Genomic DNA, 18024 nt, shown 5'->3' with positions numbered 1-18024 from the left:
AAGCCGGTGAAAGGCGCGCATGGGGCGGCTGCGAGGGGTGCGACTTGACGCCACAAATCTTTCGCCCCCGTCAATCGCAACCAAGTCCCGAGAGGGCGCTTAATCAGTCGCCGACGCCACAAAACGCATGGGTTGCCCGCCAATGTCGATCCGGACAATGCGCCCGGTGTCACGGTCCACGAAAATGTCATTCGCGGGTGTACCGCCGCGCTGTTCGATCCGATGCGTATTGAACGTGCCCGCCGGCGTTTCGATGACCACCGCCTCGACCGCCCGTAATGTGATGTCCGCGGTCGTGTTCCCCATCGGCGCATACCAGCTGAAAGCCACCTCTTCGCCGAGCTCCATCGGCAGCGCTGCCGTCAGCACGAAGAAACTCGCGCGCAGGATGGCGCCGTCGGCCAGACCCGTATCGATCGCGTGGAGGGTGTCCGGCTGCCCCGGTCGCACAAGACGGGTGCTTCCCGTCACCCGACCCGGTTCGAACGTCCCGGCCGTCTCGAAATACTGCCCGCCCTGATGAAACCGGATGTCAACCGACACAGGCTCCAGGTCGGCCAAGCGAATACGAGCCTCCATCGTCTCGTAGATCTCGCGCGATGCCCACATGGTGCGGTCGTAGATGGCGATCTCGTCGCCCTCCACCTGCCAGCCGAGCCGCATGAACCCGTCCGCCTCACCTTCAAACTGAAGCTCGAGATAAATCTCTCCCGCCGCCAGGGCGTCTCGGTCCATTCGGGACCGCCAGTCACTGCTCTGGCCTTCGGCCGGCAAAGTGATGAAACTCGCTGCGCAAACCGCAGCCAGGCAAAGCTTATGCATGTGTAGTCTCCCAGCGCCCGAGCCGGGAGCCCAAGCTTTCACGCGCGAGATGTCCCGGGCCTTGCCATCACATTAACTCGGTCGCGGTCAGGGCCGGGTTTATCCGGGTCGCCAACACCCATGAAACCCGAACGGGCAGGCGTAGGGCAGGCGCCAGCTGGCAACCGGCCCGTCGGACAAGTTCTGTGCGTTGAAAGCGTGCAACTCTGTCTGTTGCATTCGGGTGTTCAAGGCTGTGTGCAGGATCCATCCCTCGCCCTCCGGAGCGGCTGGCGATGCGGGCACGAAGAGCGGCTCCTCGACATAGACACCCTCACCGTGGTCGAATCGGTCATGCTCGCCTGAATGCAGATTGCGTCGCTCGATCCGCGTGGCACCGCGCGGCTGGTCGGCGTCCCAGGCAATATGCCAGGTTTCACGGCGGCGCAGACCGGTGAAGCGCGGATCAATCTGCGGAAATTCAATGAAACCATCGCCGAGCGACTCGATCCGGCTGCGCCCGCCCGCCGCCAACGTCACCTGCCTGTGTCGCGCTTGCGAGTCGGTCTGGGTTTCAGCTTGGCCCCGCATGATGTCGTAGGCACCTGCCATCGCAAAACGCGCATCCTGTGACAGGGCGGCATCAAGCCGGATAGTCCCGTCCGCTTCCTCCCAGGCACCACCGAAGTGGAACAGGAATCCGGGCGGCAATTCCCAGGTGCGACGACGGCTCCAGTCATTCTTGTCGATGGCGATGGCCATCATCGGTGCCGCCGGGTCGAAGGCGAAGCTGTCGAGGAAAGGCAGCCGCATCTGCTGAAACCGATAGCTTCCAACCAGGAAAACCAACGAGTGCTCGGTGATGACAAAGTCATGCACCATGCCACCGGGGACATCATCAACCAGGCCGGCATCCAGCAAGGCACCGTCGGCTCCGATTTTCCAGATGATCATTCGGTCCCGGATTGCGTCCTGTCCGAAGTTCCAGACGATTCCACTGTCCGGTTCGCGTTTCGGGTGAGCCGAGAACGGGACCCCGTCCAGGCCATTGCCCCAACGACGGGCACCCTGACTTTCAAGCGTGTCCGGATTGATGGACCAAGCCGACCCGCCTTCCCACAGCGCGAGCAATTCGTCTCCCAGCAGGAGGACGGATGTATTGGCGACATTCATGTCATCCGGACCGCTCAAGCCTCCCGGTTGCGGAGGGACGGATGCCAATGCCGGCACGATGAAGCGGCCGGCAGCCTCTTCAGCCTGCCACTTGTCGGTCTGGATGAAGCGGCCCTGGTGGCGCAGCCCGTCAGGCGAGATGTTCCAGGCCTGCAAAAACCCGTCCCCGTCGAACCAGTGACGATAGCGCCAGTCCTGGCGTGAAAACCGCCCGGGACCATTGCGAAACAGTGTGCCGGTCAAGCCGTCGGGTGCGGTGCCGGATACAAGCTCCGGCCGACCGTCGAAACCAGCAGCCGGTGCGTCGCGGACGACAAGCGTCCAGGGGTCGGTCTGACTCGCAGCCTGATAGTCCGCGAAGACCGGATCGGCCTGGCGCGCCCAGGCGGATGTCGGCAGCGCGGCGACGCCTCCGGCAGCGGCCAGCAGTTTGAGTGCGTCTCGGCGTGAGGTCGTCGCCATGCGTCCCTCCTAATCGAAACTGACAGAATGAACGGAGCCGTCGGCGGCGAGTTCGAATGCCGCATCGATCCAGGCGGGCGGACCGAACCGGCCACGTGCATTGTTTGAAAACGCGAAGGGCTCGCTGGGGATACCCATCAGATTGGTGTCCATCTCACCGTCCGCATCCACATCGTGATACATTTTCACGCCATATGTGCCGGCTGGCAGGTCGGGGATGACAACCGTGATCTGGTCACCGTCGACCACAGCACGGATTCCGGCGACGGCAGGGCCGTCATTCCAGGCCGCCTCGCTGTCATAGACGCCGATCATCACAAACCCGTCCGTCGGCGCCACGCTGCCGATCTCCAGCGTCAATGTGGCGACGCCATCATCGGCGACAGCGAGGCTGGAGGTCATGGAAGCCAGAACGGCTGCAACAAGGGTGGATGTCATCAATCTCATCTTCAATACTCCGGTAGGGCCGGGTGTTCCGGCGTGACGGATTGATAGATGGCCGGCATCCGATTGCGTCGCGACCCAATTTGCGCAAACGGGCTGCCAGGCTTCGCGAATTGCGTTAGGTGTGCGTTCGCGCTTCGTGAATGACGGTGAAGATGATACTCGAACGGCTACGCTCCCTCCTTCCCAGCCTTGCTGCCATCGTCGCACTGGGAAGCTTCCTCTCGATTTTGGGGCCCTATGACTCTCATCAGTTCGGCGTGCCCGGGGTATGGTTCTATTGGACCGGTCTCATGGCGTTGGGCTGGGGGTCGGGAAGCTTTTTTTCCTGGCTGTTCGACCGGTACCTGCCCGACTGGCCGCGACCGGCGACCGGGCTCGCGATATCCGTATTGGTCAGCCTGCCGGTCTTCGTCGGTGTCGCCACTATCCAGGCCTTGATCGGTCAGCCCTTTCCGATCTCGGTCGCCCCGGTCATCTTCTTTCTGGTCTGGGTGATTTCTGCCGGCGTGGTCACGATTTCGATCCTGGCTGACCGGCGAGACCGGTCTGACGGCCCGGCGTCGGATGCCAGGCCCGCCCGCTCGCTGACTGACAAGCTGCCGCCACGCCTGAGACGGGCACGCCTGCTGGCGCTCGAGGCGGAGGATCACTACCTGCGTGTCTATACCGACCGTGGTGACGCACTCATCCTGATGCGTTTGAGCGATGCTGTCAGCGCGGTGGAGGCGCTCGACGGCGCGCGAACACACCGGTCGTGGTGGGTGGCGAGGGATGCCGTCCAGTCGGCAGAACGCGGCGATGGGCGCGCCCGACTGATCCTGACGGAGACCTTGACCGCACCGGTCAGCCGGACTTACGCTCCCAAATTGCGTGAGGCAGGCTGGTACTAGCCAAGCGACTTGCGGGCGACTCGCCACTCGTCGGCGCTTTGTCCCCACACATCAACGATCATGCCGAAGCCTGCTACCTCGACATCGGTACCGAGGTCGCGCGAGCCGAGCTTGCGGGCGACGCCCTGGCTGGGCAGGTTATCCGCGTCGATCAGATGAATGACATCAGGCCAGCCCAGAGTGTCGAACGCGTGATTCATGCACGCGGCAGCGGCTTCCGTCGCATACCCTTTTCGCCAGGTCGAACGATTGAGGGACCAACCGATTTCCGGTTGCGGCCAGCCATGCGGAAACCAGGGTCCGACCCGACCGACCCAGCCGCCACTTGATTTCTCGAACACCGAGAAAAACCCATAGCCACGCAACGCCCAGTGACCGACGATTCCACACAAGCCGCGCCAGACCAGAGCCGGCTCCTGAACGCCGCCGATAAACCGGGCCGTTTCCTCATCCGCCATCAATTCACACAAGGGCTCGAAGTCGGACAGATCCGGCTGGCGCAAAATGAGACGGTCGGTTTCCAGGGTGATTTGGGTCATGCCCCAGTGCACGGACCGGCGCGCCCCGGGTCAAGTTAAATCCTCGGGACGCAATCACACATTCCTTATGAGCGCCTGCATGTACATCGGTGCCGGATCGATGGATATGCTGGTTCACCGACCGTGGCCCGGATGCAAGTCCCGACTGGATCATTTCTTGCACCGGATGCGGTCGACGTTGTTCAGAGTGGGTATATTCGTTCATGGCCGACAATCGGCACGGTCCAGGCATCATCACGCTGCTGGCATACCTGATCGGCGCCGCCTCACTGGCGGGCGGCCTGTCAGGCTGGCTTCATGCCACCGGCGCGATGGACTGGGTCGAAACGCTGGATGCTCCGAACTGGGCGCCCAGTTTTGCCGTGATGAACATTATCGGGATCCTCGTTCCCGAGTTCATTGCCGTGTCATTATGGATCGCCCAGCGGAGCGGCCGCGATGGCATGCGTTTGTTGTGTACGCTCCTGATCGCGCTGCTTGTTGCCGGCATGGCCATGCAGATCTGCGTTTTTTTCGGGTCGCGTGACCCGGCACTGGGCTTCCTTGCGGCGATGGCGATGTGGGTCTATGCGCTGTTCGCGACCGGTATCGTGGGGCGGGCCTCGTCGCCCGCCGGCGTCCTGTTGTGGGTCCCCTTCGCCTGGCTGACCATGTTGTTGGTCCTCGGCTTTGAACTGATGCGCCTGAACTCGCCCGGCACCTTCGCGGGTGGGCTTTGAACCACTGACCCGCCCACGCCAGCACCACAGCCGAACTCCGCAGACATCTGACAACCGCTCCGCCACGCGGATCCGGACATGAAAACGCCGACCCGGTCGGGTCGGCGTTTCACGTTAAAAAGACAGCTCACGCATCAACCCAGAGATGGCTCAAGGCCCTTGCAGGCCGCGACAAGGCCCTTCACGGAGTCGACCGAGTTGTCGAACATGGTCTGTTCGTCAGCATTGAGCTCGATCTCGACAATCTTCTCGACACCACCCGCGCCGATCACGACCGGAACGCCGACATAGAGATCGTCCTGGCCGAACTGGCCGGAGAGATAGGCGGCGCAAGGCAGGATGCGCTTCTTGTCACGCAGGTAGGACACAGCCATGTCGATGGCGCTTTCAGCCGGGGCGTAAAAGGCCGAGCCGGTACCCAGCAGCGCAACGATCTCGCCACCGCCCTTGCGGGTCCGATCGACGATCGCGTCCATCTTCTCGTCCGTCGACCAGCCCATCTTGATCATGTCCGGCACCGGAATGCCGGCGATCGTGGAATAGCGCAGCAGCGGCACCATGGTGTCGCCATGGCCGCCCATCACGAAGGCGGTGACATCTTCGACCGAGACTTCAAACTCGTCGGCGAGGAAGTGACGGAAACGCGCACTGTCGAGCACGCCGGCCATGCCGACGACCTTGTTGTGCGGCAGGCCGGAGAATTCACGCAGCGCCCAGACCATGGCGTCGAGCGGGTTGGTGATGCAGATCACGAACGCGTCCGGCGCGTGTTTGGCAATGCCTTCACCCACCGCCTTCATGACCTTCAGGTTGATGCCCAGCAGGTCGTCGCGGCTCATGCCCGGCTTGCGCGGCACGCCGGCGGTTACGATGCAGACATCGGCGCCAGCGATCGCGGCGTAGTCGTCGGCACCGGCGAGCTTGGAGTCCTTGCCGAAAACCGGGCTGGCTTCGGCAATGTCCAGCGCCTTGCCCTTGGCAACGCCTTCGGCAATGTCGAACAGGACGACATCGCCCAGCTCTTCGCGGGCGGCGATGTGGGCCAGGGTGCCACCGATCATTCCGGATCCGATGAGCGCAATCTTGTTACGGGCCATGGGGGAGCTCCTCTTGTGGGGATATTCAAGCAGTTGGCCAGCGGTCTAGCGCTGCGCGGCGTCTTCGGCAAGGCGGCGATATCGACGCAGGTGCCACAATCCCGCTTGCGGGCATGGATTTCCGGCCGCGCGGCAAACAGGTTCGGACATCACACCTTTGCCTGGCCCTAGCCGGAAACCGCACAATCAGTCGGAACCGATGCTGGTGCGGGCCTTAGAACGCCGCGGCCTGGCGTTCAGGGGCCGGTGACGGGTCAACGCTTGACCGCCATCAGGATACCGTCGCCCAATGTTGTAAACGCCATGTCGACCCGGTCATCATCACGCACCTTGCCGGCCAGTTCGGCCAAGGCCTCGGCATCCGCGTCGGCGGCCCGCTTGGCCGGGTCAGCCACGCTGCCGCTCCACAGGACATTGTCGAACAGGACCAGACCGCCTGGCCGGACCAGTTCGAGCGCGGCTTCATAGTAGTCGTCATACCCGGTTTTGTCGGCATCGATGAAAACCATGTCGACGGTGCCGCCAATCTCGCCCGCGAGCGCTGCGAGCGTGTCTCGCGCATCACCCAATCTCAGCTCGATCTGTCTGGCGACCCCCGCCTCGTCCCAGTATTCGCGGGCCCTGGTTGTATAGGGTTCCGAGACATCGCAACCATAAAGCCGGGCTTCCGACCCATGCATCTCACGCATGGCCAACACGGTCGCCAGCGCGGAATAGCCGGTGAAAACACCAACTTCCACCGCCGTCCTCGCGGATACCAAACGAGCACACAATTGCAGGAAGGCGCCCTGCTCGGGCGATATCTGCATGCGAGCAATATCTCCCATGGCGTCCGTCTCCAGCCGGCATCGCTTCAACGCCGCCGGTTCGGCCCGGTTAGCCCTTCGCACATAGGCCGTCACAGTGTCATCCAGTCCGATCGATCTCGACATGGTCAATCCTCCAAAGCGTGGCCTGATTGGCTTTGACAGCTAATCGTCCGGCTGTTCGCGCCGCTGGGCGGCGAGATAGTCATGGGTTCGCATTTCCACCAGGCGCGAGGCAGTCCGCTCGAACTCAAAGGCCCCATCGCCGTCCGGATAGAGGTCAGCCGGCTCGGCAGCGGCGCTCATGACCAGCTTGGTGCGGGCTTCATAGAGCGCGTCGATCAGGGTCACAAAGCGCTTGGCTTCGTTGCGCTTGTCGGGGGACAGCTGCGGAACAAATTCAAGCAGAACGGTGTGAAACCGGTCAGCCAGGGTGAGGTAATCGGCCGGGCCCAGGGGGCGGGCGCAAAGTTCGGAGAAAGTGAAGCGGGCCACGCCTGCCGCCTCTCGATCCACGGTCAGGCTGCGCCCCTTCACATCGAGAACACAGCGTTGCGGCACCGCTCCGGAGGTGAGGCGCTCCCAGGCCTTGTTCATGGACAGTTCGGCATCCGCCGACAGCGGCGTATAATACACCGGAGCGGCCTCCAGCTGGCGCAGGCGAAAGTCGGTCCCGCTGTCCAGCTCCAGGATATCAAGCCGGTGCTTGAGCATTTCAATCACCGGCAGGAAGCGCTGACGATTGAGGCCGTTCTTGTAAAGGTCGTCCGGGTGGCGGTTGGAGGTTGCAACCACCACCACGCCGCGCTCAAAAAACTGTTCAAAGAGCCGCCCCAGGATCGATGCATCGGCGATATCGGTGACCTGAAACTCATCGAAGGCCAGCAGGCGCGCCTTGGCAGCGATTGCCTTGGCGACCGGCGGGATCGGGTCATCGCCGACGCCCCGCACATGTTCAGGCCTTTTGCGCCGTTCGGCCGGTGTCAGTTTGCGCCAGGCGGTGATGCGGGCATGCACATCCTGCATGAACTCATGAAAATGTGCCCGACGCCTTGGTGATACAGGCGCGTGCTCGACGAAGATGTCCATCAGCATGGATTTGCCGCGTCCAACACCGCCCCAGAGATAGAGGCCACGTGGCACCGGATCCCGCCGGCCAAAGAGGGGTTTGCGATCAGGCCGCCAATCCGACAGGCGTCCAGCCAGATCACTCAGGACTTCGGCCGCCCGTTCCTGTTCAGGATCAGGACTGAGCAGGCCGGCATCGACGCGCTGGCGCAGGACGGAGAGGGGCGTCGTCATGCGCGACAGGCTTGGGTGCTGCGGGTGGTCAGGTCAATGGGCAAGGGGCGCTGGCGGCGCAAGATCGGCCCAACCGTCTGCAGCGAGGTGCCCATTGAGCCCCGGATTGAACCTCATTACAGTTTCGATCAACCGTGTTGGAGTCGGGATTGATGCAGCCACGTTCGCGAGCCAACAAACCGGTGCGGCCGGTTCGGACAGCCCAACGTGACCGACAAGCGGCGGCACAACGCAGCATCCTTTTGACGACCGGTGAGTTCGGACCTGACGGTGCCAAGCGACTATACCAGCTTGGATTCACCCGCGAGTTTGTTGCGTATATTGCAGCCCAGCCGCTGGTGAACCCCTGGTTCTTTCCGGCTCGCCGGGTCTTCCACGGTATCGGTATCGCGCTTCTTTTCACCTACCTGGCCAGCATCACGATCGGCCAGGCGCTTTTGTTTGAACGGCTCCAGCCGGTTTGCGGCCCCCGAACGCCACTCAGCATCATGCTCATCTGTCTGGCCGCCGCGCTGATCATCGGCTCGGCGATAGGGACCGTGCTCATGCTGAAGGCCCCGGCCGAAGTGCATACATTTGTTGGCGCCGCCAAGATCCGGCGAGCCGCCAATCGTGGCAGTCCTGCAGCGCTGGCCCGGCTCGGACGCTGGGTCCAGCGCCATGGCGACCGGCACATCCCCGAATTCCTGGCGCGCATCAGCCAGGAAGAAAACAAATGGGGCGATACGTTAGCCTTGTCTGCCTGCGGCCTCGCGCTCGCATTGCTCATTTCTCTGATCCCGTTCTGCCAAGCCTAGATGGCTTGCTCGATCAATTGATCTGCGCCAGAGCCTGCCGCATCGCGTCTGAAAGCGGAACGGGCCGACGGGAATCGCGGTCAACATAGACGTGGACGAAATACCCCTGCGCCGCGGGTTGATCGTCACCGGTTTTAAAGAGACCGATCTCATAACTGACCGAGGACCTGCCAAGCCGCGCCACGCGCACCCCGCCCTCGACCGTTTCCGGATAGGCGAGTGGCGCGAAATAATTGCACCCTGTTTCGACCACGAGGCCGATCACGCGACCCGCATGTATATCCAGCCCGGCCTCCTCGATCAGGAAGCAATTCACCACCGTATCGAAAAAGCCGTAATAGGCGGCATTGTTGATGTGGCCGTAGATATCGTTATCGGCCCAGCGTGTCGGCAGGGAACGAAAGCGGGGGTAGGCGTCGCGGCCGCGCTTCTCAATCACAGGACCGCCTCATAACAGGCTTGCGCGGCCTCGAGTGTCATGGGTCGCGGATTATTCTTCAGCAAGCGCTCCACCTTCATGGCGTCCTCTGCGAGTTTCGGCAGGTCATTGTGCGAGACGCCGACCTGATTCAGCCGGGTTTCAATTCCCACGACGCCGGCGATCCGCTCCATTTCTGTCACCAGCGCTTCGGTCGAGGCGCCAGCCAGATCGAGATGCGCCGCGAGTTGCGAATAAAGCGGCTCGGCGCTTGTCGCATTGTAGCGCAACACCGGCGGCAGCATCAGAGAATTGGATAGTCCGTGTGGCACATGGAATATCCCGCCCAGGGGATAGGCCAGAGCGTGGACAGCTCCAACCGGAGCATTCGCAAAAGCCTGACCGGTCAGCAATGCCCCCAACAGCATGTCCTCGCGGGCTGCGATATCGGATCCGTCCAGACAGGCTCGCTCGATCGCACCATGCAATTTCTTCAATCCGGCAAGAGCAAGGGCATCGGAAACCGGGTTCTTCTCGATCGCCGAGGTGTAGGCCTCGATCCCGTGCACCATCGCGTCGATACCGGTCGCCGCGGTCACATGGCGCGGCAACCCGACGGTCAGCTCGGCATCAAGCACGGCCATATCGCCAAAAAGGACAGGGTCATTCACCCCCATCTTCGTGGCCTCACCAACCGTGACCACCGAGATCGGCGTCACCTCCGAGCCGGTTCCGGCGGTCGTCGGAACGAGGATAAGTGGCAAGCGCTCACCCTTGACCTGATTGACGCCATACATGTCGGCAAGCGGCTGGTCACAGCCAAGCAGCAACGCGACGAGCTTGGCGGTATCGAGCGACGATCCTCCACCAAAACCAATCACCAATTGCGCACCGAATTCACGCGCGCGGGCGGCCGCCGACAACACCATGGCTTCGGGCGGATCTGCGACCACCTCATCGATGACCAGAACGGCTAGGCCCGCCAATTCGAGTTGAGCGAGGCAACCCTCGATCAGGCCGGCCTGACGAACGCCCCGGTCAGTCACCAGTACGATACGCCCGACCCCATCCAGGAGCGGCGCCGCGATTGTTGCAAGATTGGTCGCGGAGCCGCGGCCGGCGTGAACATGTGGAACGGTTCGGAACTGGAATGATGCCATTTCGGGTTATCAACGCCGGCTTACAGTTAACGGTATGTTTTTCATGTCCTACCGACCGGTTTCTGGCAAGGGGCCTGATGAGCCCGGCCGGACGCTCATTTTCTACGCAGTTGAATTGATTGAGAAGCGTTGGTTAATTCCTGAAATTCCCTGTCCACAAAGGCCTTCACGACGCATTTGATCATTTTCCAATACTGGCGATCCGCCGTTGTGAGGCCTATCCTGCCCCGGATACTAGAATTAGCGTGTGCAGGTATTGGGTATGACGGTAAGGGTGAGCCTTATCGACGGCGGATCTGTCGTCGAAATTCGCGCGAGCGGGCAGGCAACACGTCGCGAGGCCGGCTGGGCAACAGAGCGGGCTCGCGAGCTGAGCCAGCAGCAGGGCGTGATTGCGATCCTTGCCGATTGCAGTGACGCCGAACAGCAGGATTCACCGAAACTTTCGGCGGAGATAATCGAGAATTTCCTGTTCGCCCTGGAACGCCCCCTGTCCTGCGCCCTTGTCATGCCGGGCGCTTGGGACGAGCCCTATCTCGCGGCCGTCCTGCGCGAAATCGTGGAATGTCCCGAGCACACCCGCTTTTTCAGAACGCGCGACGAGGCCCTGTCCTGGCTCACCGTGCGCCAGTCCGCCTGACCCCACACAAACCCTACTCCCAACCAAATAGGCCTCCCGGACAATCCGGGAGGCCTTTTTTCATGCGGACGGGGCTGTCGTTATTTCATGGTCGGTATGACGAAGGCCTGGTCACCGATGTCACCGGTCGGCCAGCGCTGGGTCACCGTCTTGATCTTGGTAAAGAAGCGAATGCCGTCCGTGCCGTACTGATTGGTGTCAGTAAAGGCCGAGCGCTTCCAGCCGCCGAAGGAATGATACGCCACGGGAACCGGGATCGGGACATTGATCCCGACCATGCCGACCTGGACCTTCGACGCAAATTCCCGCGCCGCCAGGCCATTCCGGGTGAAGATGGCGACACCGTTGCCGTATTGGTGTTCGGACGGAAGCTGCGCTGCCTCCTCAAGAGTATCGGCCCGGACCACCTGCAGAACCGGCCCGAAAATCTCTTCCTGGTAGGCGGTCATGGATGGCTTGACATTGTCGAACAGCGTCGGCCCGATGAAGAAACCGCCTTCATGTCCCTGCAACTCGAAACCGCGACCGTCCAACAGGAGGTCCGCCCCTTCGTCGACCCCGGTCTGGATCCACTTCTCGATCGACGCCCGATGCGCCAAGGACACAACCGGGCCGTAGTGGGCATCCGCATCCGTCGACACACCGACCCGCAATTTTGCGGCTTCCTCGGCGATACGGCCAACAAACTCATCTGCCGTATCCTTGCCAACCGGAACAGCGACCGGCAGCGCCATGCAGCGTTCGCCGGCAGATCCGAAAGCCGCGCCGAGGAAATCGGTCACGACCTGGTCCATGTCGGCATCGGGCATGATGATGCCGTGGTTCTTGGCGCCGCCCATCGCCTGGAAACGCTTGCCCTCGCGGGCACAGGTCTGGGCGATGTAGTGGGCGATGTTTGACGAGCCGACGAAGGAGACCGCTTTGATATCGTCATTGTGCAGCAGCGCATCGACCGCTGTCTTGTCGCCATGGACGACTTGCAGGACGCCTTCCGGCAGACCTGCCTCGACCATCAGCTCCGCCAGTCGGACCGGAACCGACGGGTCCTTTTCCGACGGTTTCAGGATCATTGCATTGCCGGTCGCGAGCGCCATGCCCATGAACCACATCGGGATCATGGCCGGGAAGTTGAACGGCGAAATGCCGGCCACGACACCGAGGGGCTGCCGCATCGAGTAAACGTCGATGCCGGTCCCGGCGCTTTCCGTATACTCACCCTTCAACAGGTGGGGCACGCCGCACGCGAACTCGATCACTTCAAGGCCACGGATCAGGTCACCCTTGGAGTCGGCGACGACCTTGCCATGCTCGGACGACAGCAACTCGGCGAGGCTGTCCAGTTCGGCTTCCACGAGCGATTTGTAGGTCATCAGGATGCGGGCCCGCCGCTGCGGGTTCATGGCCGCCCATTTCACCTGGGCCGCCTTGGCGTCCTCGACAGCCCGCGCGACTTCGTCCGTCGTCGCGAACTGGACGCGGGCCTGAACCGCTCCGGTATTGGGATTGTAGACATCCCCGAACTGGCCTGACGTCCCCACGGTCGCCTTGCCATTGAGGAAATGATGGATGTCACGTGTCATCAAAGCGCTCCCGAAATCTCGTGTGGTTCCGCTCCTCAACGGGACCGGTTTATGGCCGCTGACTTAGTATGTCAGGCCCGGCCTGTCGAGCGAAGAGGCTGCGCTGGCGACCGGTCGGACTCGCCTGCACCCAGAGGTATATCAATCACAAGCTGCAGTTGATTTGCCCTTGCCTTGCCTCTCGGAACACGAAAAACTGGCGCCAGCATTTGCATGCTTCGACAGCAGCCTGTCAGGCCGCCGCAGAAGCCGGAAGCCTCGGGGAAATCACCATGTCGCTAGCACGTTCCAAGTTCACGCTCAGATCCTGCCTGATTGCCAGCACCGCGATCGTCGGGATAGCCGCGGCCACGCCAGCCTTTGCTCAGGAAGACGAGCCCACACTGGTTCCTATCGACTCGGTCACGCCGGAAGATTTGGTCGATTCCGCCACCGATGTAACCGGTATCGGCATGTTCTTCCGGAGCGACGGGTTTGTATGCTCCGGGACGCTGATCAACCCGCGAACCGTTCTTTTTGCCGCCCATTGCGTCAATGATCGCGCCGCGTCCGATTATGGCGACGCCGGCATCGCGGCGGCCTGGTCATTTGGAACCGATGCCCTGCCGGGCTTTATCGACTGGATCAACAACAGCTACGGCACCAATGCGGACCTGTCGGTCTTCAATGTCGCGCAAATCCTCTACAATCCGGAATCATTGGCCCGCCCGGACGGATTCGGATTCCTGGAAGGCGATGTGGCGCTGTCGGTCCTTGACACTCCCGCCGGGAATATCCCGACCTGGGCGCTCCTGTTTTCCGCCCTTCCCGCGCCCACCAGCTATACCCAGGCGACCGGGTCCGGCTACCACGTCAACCTGGTCGGCTATGGCCGCACAGGCGACGGAACGACCGGCGCGTCGATCGGCATCGACTGGCGCCGCCGGGCAGCCGAAAACTATATCGGTGCGCTCGCCTCGATCGATGAGCGCAACATCTTCCTGTTCGGCAACGCCTTCGGTGATTTGCCGCAGAATCTCTATCATATCGACTTTGACGATCCGACGCGGACCAACCCGTTCGACTTCGACCTTTTCCGGGGCGATGCGGCCCCCAATGAAGGCGCGACAGCCGGCGGTGATTCAGGCGGCCCGCTGATTCTCGACGCGGCCGGCAATGCTGGTGTTGATGAAGACCTTGTGATTGGCGTCCTGTCGGGCGGCTCGCGCTTTTTCGGGCCACAGGTGTTCAGCAGCTATGGCACCAATGGATTCTATCAGCCGCTCTATCTGTTCTGGGACTGGATCGTGGAGAACAACCCCTATCGCTATGTGTCCACCTCGGGGGCTGACGGCGACTGGGAGGACCCCAATCACTGGATCACAATGCTCGATCCGGCGTTCCGCGTGATCGACTCCAATGGCGATATCGTCAATGGATTGCCGACCGATCCGGGCGAAGGCATCAATGACACGTCCGACCCCTGGGGCGAACTCTGCTTTGCGCCGAGCGATCAGTGCGTGACGCTCGAAACAGGCGTGCTCTCGCCCTATTCAAGCAGCGGTGCAGCCGACGGCAGCGCGGCTTCCGCCGACGGGACCTCGAATTCCCTGGGCACCGTCACGCTGGATGGAGAAACCCTTCCAACGCGCCTTCCGGTTTCAGAGGGCAATCCGGAATACGCGGTGGCCGAGGGCGCTGGCTCCGACGCTGAACCGGGACCTGCCTCCGCGCTTCCACCGGCGACTCTGGACAATGGCCTGCCGGGTGCCACCGGTTTCGTCGCGGACAATATCAATGCGACCTCGACCTCGATCGGTCGGTATTTCGACGTGACGCTTTCAGAGGGCACGACCCGTCTTTCCAGCACTGTCGAGATTGACCGCCTGACACTGGCCGGCTCCCAGGCCGGACTGAACATCGCCGCGAGTGGCGACCTCACCAGCCTGATCGAGATCATGCACCAGTCCGGCACCATGAATGTGGATGGCACGCTGACAAGCTGGGGCGACTACCTCCTGATGTCGGGCATGCTGACCGGATCGGGTACGATCAATACGCCATATTTGACCAACATCATGGGCCTGATCGCGCCTGGCGGGGTCGGCCAGACCGGCAACCTGACCGTCAATGGCAATGTGGTCCTCGCGTCGGCGAGTGGACTGGCGATCGATGTATCGCCAACCGCGAACGACCAGTTTACCGTATCCGGCACCATCTCGCTCGGCGGCATGTTGTTGATCAATCCGACCGACGGGTACACGCCACGCTTTGGCGACACCCGCACCTTCATCAATGCCGGTGCGATTGCTGATGGCTTCACCAATATCCACGACCTGCCCGGCGCGCTGCGTCCGACTGTCAGCCATGCCAATGGGGTTGTTTCCTTCTCCATTGAAGCCGACCCCATCGCGAGCCAGGCCGTATTCAGCAACTTCTTCCAGCGAAACCTCGCCAACGCACTCGATAACGGACGTGCCGGGTCCTATGGCGATCTGGCAGATATCTATGGCCTGATTGACCTGCTCGAGGACGGAAACCTGACGGCCGCACTCGACAGCTTCTCGCCATACGAAACGGTGATGTTTGATCGTTCGGCCCGCGCGCAGGTCAATGCGCTCAGCGCGGCGCTTCGCGGTGAGATCGGAGGCCGGTTCACTCAAGCGGGTGCGATGTCGGACGTTCTCGCCAGCGCCGAGTTGCACGCGAACGGGATGGCCAGCTCTGTCCATCTGAGCGGCGCCAAGTCACTCTTCCGGCAACCGGCGGCTGAATCGACTTCACGCTCGGGCGCGGGCTGGCGTGCGTTTGGCCAGATTGGCCTGATCCAGGGCGATGCGGGGTTGATCGTCGGCGCCGGACGATTTGATATCGACGGTGGCTTCACCCTGATGGGGATCGAGGGCTTCAGTGACAGTGGCTGGTCTGGCGGTGCCGCGATCGGCCTGGCCCAATCCGACGGCGATGCGACATCCAGTGTGGGTTATGTCGCGACCGATGTGTCGACGACGCAATTCAGCGCCTTCGCCGGGTACCAGACGGAGACCTGGTCGCTTGCCGGTTATGTCAGCCATTCGACGCTCGAAAGCGACGGCCAGCGCCGCCTGGCAACCGGCAGCACCTCCCGCCTGCAGCAGGACGGCGACGCGACAGGCGGTGGGTTGGAAGTGACTTACCGGGGGTGGACCGACCAGCCGCTTCGGATCGAACCGACGGCCAGCGTCGAGTACACCGACTTCACCTTTGATGGCGCCACAAGCACGGGTGGCCCTGCCAGCCTTGCCGTCGCCGGCCGCTCGGTCAGCAGCCTGCTGGCCCGCGCCGGCGCAACCGGCAGCTGGAATGCCTTCGGGGTCGAGCCTCATGTCTATATCGGTGCCGCCCAGGACCTGGGCGATGCCGATGGCCTCTACTCGGCGAGTTTCACCGACGCACCGACGATTGCATTCTCGGCGCCCGGCGGCCTGACGCTGGACCACATGTGGTTCGAGGCCGCCATCGGATTCGAAAAGACGCTTTCCAATGGGGCCGTCTTCTCGTTCAACCATCAGCGCGAGGTGAGCCGCAACTACATCAATCAGGCCGTCACCAGTATCGCCTTCTCGCTTCCCTTCTGATCCCGTCAGTATCTTTGGGCAGGAAACACCCGGCACTGAAAGGCCGGGTGTTTTTTGTTGCTGGCGGCCCGACGGATCGGGACGCCAGTCGCGTTGAACCCTTTATCGTCCGAGCCGGGAGACTTTCATGTTCCGAAACCTGACCGCCCTTGGGGCCCTGGTCGTATTGGCCGGTTGCGCCAGCGGGCCACGCGGGCAGGATGATCGCCCGGCTTCCGGCTTTGAAAGCGCCGCCCGATTGGTCGACCAGGGCCGCTATTCTGAAGCCCTGCCGATCCTGCGATGTATCGCGGTACAGGGCGAAGGCTTCGAGATTGCCCAATTCCTGGCCGGGCACAGCGCGATGGCCATGTCGGAACTGGACACGACACCCGCAATCCTGCGTGACGACATGCGGATCGAGGGGTTTGAGCGGCTGGCGGCGGCCGGCAATGCAGGGTGGCCAGCCGCCCAGGCCGAGCTCGCGACCGCCTATGCCGGGATTGGCACCGAGCAAGCCCATGACGAAGCCGCCTACTGGGCGGCGGTCTACCGTCGCAATACGCGCGAGCGGGCCTACGGCCTGGACCGGTTGGACAATCAGGTTGAGGCTGAAATCAACGCGCGTCTGGATGAAACCCGGCGCCAGAATGCGGCCGCGCTCGCCGACGCCTTCACACCGACCCCATTGGAACGCGGAAACATAACGCCTGAATGTGCGCCGTTCATCCGGAGCGCACGCGGCGGGGCTCAAGGACGAGAGGGGCAACGCGGACGTGGCAGTGGCGGACGGGGCGGTGGTCAGGGTGGTGGCAGGCCCGGCGGTGGTGATCGCGGTTTGACAGACGGCTGATCAGCGTCCGCACGACGGACGCAGTCGGGCCCCGCGACGCCCGGGCATCATCCAATCTGACGATGACGGGGCAAGATGCGGTCAATCAGCCGCCTGACCAAGCTGAAGCGGACCCCATGGGGACGGCGGGACGGGTCACTGACCTTCGCAAGACCGGCGAGCGCGGTGGCATCACTGACCTGTCCGGTCTTGCGGAACACCGCGGCTTCCCCACCGATACGGGCTTCAAGCTGCCAGCTTGGATCCTGGTCCAACGCATCGGCCAAACGGGCGCAGGCTCCGTGGTCGGCGCCAAGCAAAACCAGAAGGCCCCTTTCGCGCAGTCGGCCTGACACATGGCGCCAATTGGCGGCCATGGCTGGAAACCCGGTATCTGAGCCGACTATCGCCAGGTCCAATCCCGGCTCGCCGGGGCCCATGCGGGCCGCCAGACCGCCGCTGAGTGCGTCGGTCGGTATGCCGCGACGATCGCAAGCCGCCTGCAAGGCCTCGATGGCACCCATGGTGGCGACGATCTGATGATGCGCTCCGCGTTTCAGGCAGACCGCGCCGAGATCGCCGGCGCCAATCTGAATGGTTCGCTGGCCAGCCTTGACGACAGTCGAAAGAAAGTCCGCGACCAGGTCGTCCTGGATACGGGCACGCTTGACCGGCAGGCGGCGGACGACTCCGGCGGGCAGGGTGTGTGTCATCGTCATGGCGTGTTCCAATCGTGAACAAGGCGTTAACGTCTGACTGCTGCGTCGCAAAGCGCGGGCCAAACCG

17 protein-coding genes are annotated in these 18024 nt (G+C 62.6%); 6 read left to right on the top strand and 11 right to left on the bottom strand.

Annotated elements, in window-relative coordinates:
• Nucleotides 1-99: 99 nt before the first annotated feature.
• From VOI18_RS03005 to VOI18_RS02995, 3 genes are all read right to left on the bottom strand, one after another.
• The gene (locus tag VOI18_RS03005; protein ID WP_323760925.1) at nt 100-822 is read right to left on the bottom strand and encodes a hypothetical protein; all 723 of its coding nucleotides are present in this window, start codon (nt 820-822) and stop codon (nt 100-102) included.
• 99 nt (nt 823-921) lie between these two features.
• Entirely contained in the window at nt 922-2436 is a 1515-nt protein-coding gene (locus VOI18_RS03000) for a carotenoid oxygenase family protein (protein WP_323760924.1), read from the bottom strand.
• 9 nt (nt 2437-2445) lie between these two features.
• Entirely contained in the window at nt 2446-2874 is a 429-nt protein-coding gene (locus tag VOI18_RS02995) for a DUF2141 domain-containing protein (protein WP_323760923.1), read from the bottom strand.
• A gap of 161 nt (nt 2875-3035) precedes the next feature.
• Between VOI18_RS02995 and VOI18_RS02990 the strand changes: the two genes are divergently transcribed.
• Complete coding sequence (locus VOI18_RS02990; RefSeq protein WP_323760922.1) at nt 3036-3773, top strand: LytTR family transcriptional regulator DNA-binding domain-containing protein; 738 nt, start codon at nt 3036-3038, stop codon at nt 3771-3773.
• Here VOI18_RS02990 and VOI18_RS02985 read toward each other — a convergent pair.
• Complete coding sequence (locus VOI18_RS02985; protein WP_323760921.1) at nt 3770-4312, bottom strand: GNAT family N-acetyltransferase; 543 nt, start codon at nt 4310-4312, stop codon at nt 3770-3772. The genes VOI18_RS02990 and VOI18_RS02985 overlap by 4 nt on opposite strands.
• Nucleotides 4313-4515: 203 nt before the next feature.
• Between VOI18_RS02985 and VOI18_RS02980 the strand changes: the two genes are divergently transcribed.
• Nucleotides 4516-5031 carry a TspO/MBR family protein gene (locus tag VOI18_RS02980; protein ID WP_323760920.1) on the top strand — a complete coding sequence of 172 codons (516 nt, stop codon included), beginning with the start codon at nt 4516-4518 and terminating at the stop codon, nt 5029-5031.
• A gap of 134 nt (nt 5032-5165) precedes the next feature.
• Here VOI18_RS02980 and mdh read toward each other — a convergent pair whose 3' ends face one another.
• The 3 genes from mdh to zapE all read right to left on the bottom strand — a co-directional run bounded on the left by mdh (nt 5166) and on the right by zapE (nt 8236).
• The gene (gene mdh, locus VOI18_RS02975; RefSeq protein WP_323760919.1) at nt 5166-6128 is read right to left on the bottom strand and encodes a malate dehydrogenase; all 963 of its coding nucleotides are present in this window, start codon (nt 6126-6128) and stop codon (nt 5166-5168) included.
• Between the two features lie 254 nt (nt 6129-6382).
• On the bottom strand, nt 6383-7060 hold the full coding sequence (locus VOI18_RS02970) for an O-methyltransferase (RefSeq protein WP_323760918.1): 678 nt from the start codon (nt 7058-7060) through the stop codon (nt 6383-6385).
• A 39-nt stretch (nt 7061-7099) separates the two neighbouring features.
• Complete coding sequence (zapE, locus tag VOI18_RS02965; RefSeq protein ID WP_323760917.1) at nt 7100-8236, bottom strand: cell division protein ZapE; 1137 nt, start codon at nt 8234-8236, stop codon at nt 7100-7102.
• Nucleotides 8237-8388: 152 nt separating this feature from the next.
• On the opposite strand from zapE, the gene VOI18_RS02960 reads away from it, so the two are divergent.
• Nucleotides 8389-9033 carry a hypothetical protein gene (locus tag VOI18_RS02960; protein WP_323760916.1) on the top strand — a complete coding sequence of 215 codons (645 nt, stop codon included), beginning with the start codon at nt 8389-8391 and terminating at the stop codon, nt 9031-9033.
• A 13-nt stretch (nt 9034-9046) separates the two neighbouring features.
• On the opposite strand, the gene VOI18_RS02955 is transcribed toward VOI18_RS02960, so the two are convergent.
• Nucleotides 9047-9472 carry a thioesterase family protein gene (locus VOI18_RS02955; protein ID WP_323760915.1) on the bottom strand — a complete coding sequence of 142 codons (426 nt, stop codon included), beginning with the start codon at nt 9470-9472 and terminating at the stop codon, nt 9047-9049.
• Nucleotides 9469-10611 (bottom strand): iron-containing alcohol dehydrogenase, encoded by a 1143-nt coding sequence (locus VOI18_RS02950; RefSeq protein WP_323760914.1) that lies wholly within the window; start codon nt 10609-10611, stop codon nt 9469-9471. The genes VOI18_RS02955 and VOI18_RS02950 overlap by 4 nt, the downstream gene beginning before the upstream one ends.
• Before the next feature lie 274 nt (nt 10612-10885).
• Here VOI18_RS02950 and VOI18_RS02945 point away from each other — a divergent pair, with 274 nt between their 5' ends.
• Nucleotides 10886-11251, top strand: coding sequence for a hypothetical protein (locus VOI18_RS02945; RefSeq protein ID WP_323760913.1), 366 nt, complete (start codon nt 10886-10888; stop codon nt 11249-11251).
• 80 nt (nt 11252-11331) lie between these two features.
• On the opposite strand, the gene VOI18_RS02940 is transcribed toward VOI18_RS02945, so the two are convergent.
• A complete protein-coding gene (locus VOI18_RS02940; protein WP_323760912.1) occupies nt 11332-12831 on the bottom strand; it encodes a CoA-acylating methylmalonate-semialdehyde dehydrogenase in 1500 nt (499 codons plus the stop codon).
• Between the two features lie 272 nt (nt 12832-13103).
• On the opposite strand from VOI18_RS02940, the gene VOI18_RS02935 reads away from it, so the two are divergent.
• Both VOI18_RS02935 and VOI18_RS02930 read left to right on the top strand, forming a co-directional pair.
• Nucleotides 13104-16427 (top strand): autotransporter domain-containing protein, encoded by a 3324-nt coding sequence (locus tag VOI18_RS02935; protein ID WP_323760911.1) that lies wholly within the window; start codon nt 13104-13106, stop codon nt 16425-16427.
• Nucleotides 16428-16554: 127 nt separating this feature from the next.
• Entirely contained in the window at nt 16555-17259 is a 705-nt protein-coding gene (locus VOI18_RS02930; protein WP_323760910.1) for a hypothetical protein, read from the top strand.
• A 47-nt stretch (nt 17260-17306) separates the two neighbouring features.
• On the opposite strand, the gene VOI18_RS02925 is transcribed toward VOI18_RS02930, so the two are convergent.
• On the bottom strand, nt 17307-17957 hold the full coding sequence (locus tag VOI18_RS02925; protein WP_323760909.1) for a hypothetical protein: 651 nt from the start codon (nt 17955-17957) through the stop codon (nt 17307-17309).
• Nucleotides 17958-18024 lie beyond the last annotated feature (67 nt).

This window comes from Maricaulis sp. (genome assembly GCF_034670125.1).
In the GTDB taxonomy this organism is placed as follows: Bacteria; Pseudomonadota; Alphaproteobacteria; order Caulobacterales; family Maricaulaceae; genus Maricaulis.
This window is presented reverse-complemented; position numbering and strand designations above follow the sequence as displayed.

Excerpts from the sequence above, each read along its gene's own strand:
- VOI18_RS02985 (WP_323760921.1), bottom strand. The coding sequence starts at position 4,312 with ATGACCCAAATCACCCTGGAAACCGACCGTCTCATTTTGCGCCAGCCG.
- mdh (WP_323760919.1), bottom strand. The coding sequence starts at position 6,128 with ATGGCCCGTAACAAGATTGCGCTCATCGGATCCGGAATGATCGGTGGC.
- VOI18_RS02970 (WP_323760918.1), bottom strand. The coding sequence starts at position 7,060 with ATGTCGAGATCGATCGGACTGGATGACACTGTGACGGCCTATGTGCGA.
- VOI18_RS02935 (WP_323760911.1), top strand. The coding sequence starts at position 13,104 with ATGTCGCTAGCACGTTCCAAGTTCACGCTCAGATCCTGCCTGATTGCC.
- VOI18_RS02990 (WP_323760922.1), top strand. The coding sequence starts at position 3,036 with ATGATACTCGAACGGCTACGCTCCCTCCTTCCCAGCCTTGCTGCCATC.
- VOI18_RS02940 (WP_323760912.1), bottom strand. The coding sequence starts at position 12,831 with ATGACACGTGACATCCATCATTTCCTCAATGGCAAGGCGACCGTGGGG.
- VOI18_RS02925 (WP_323760909.1), bottom strand. The coding sequence starts at position 17,957 with ATGACGATGACACACACCCTGCCCGCCGGAGTCGTCCGCCGCCTGCCG.
- VOI18_RS02980 (WP_323760920.1), top strand. The coding sequence starts at position 4,516 with ATGGCCGACAATCGGCACGGTCCAGGCATCATCACGCTGCTGGCATAC.
- VOI18_RS02960 (WP_323760916.1), top strand. The coding sequence starts at position 8,389 with ATGCAGCCACGTTCGCGAGCCAACAAACCGGTGCGGCCGGTTCGGACA.
- VOI18_RS02950 (WP_323760914.1), bottom strand. The coding sequence starts at position 10,611 with ATGGCATCATTCCAGTTCCGAACCGTTCCACATGTTCACGCCGGCCGC.
- VOI18_RS02995 (WP_323760923.1), bottom strand. The coding sequence starts at position 2,874 with ATGACATCCACCCTTGTTGCAGCCGTTCTGGCTTCCATGACCTCCAGC.
- VOI18_RS03005 (WP_323760925.1), bottom strand. The coding sequence starts at position 822 with ATGCATAAGCTTTGCCTGGCTGCGGTTTGCGCAGCGAGTTTCATCACT.
- zapE (WP_323760917.1), bottom strand. The coding sequence starts at position 8,236 with ATGACGACGCCCCTCTCCGTCCTGCGCCAGCGCGTCGATGCCGGCCTG.
- VOI18_RS03000 (WP_323760924.1), bottom strand. The coding sequence starts at position 2,436 with ATGGCGACGACCTCACGCCGAGACGCACTCAAACTGCTGGCCGCTGCC.
- VOI18_RS02930 (WP_323760910.1), top strand. The coding sequence starts at position 16,555 with ATGTTCCGAAACCTGACCGCCCTTGGGGCCCTGGTCGTATTGGCCGGT.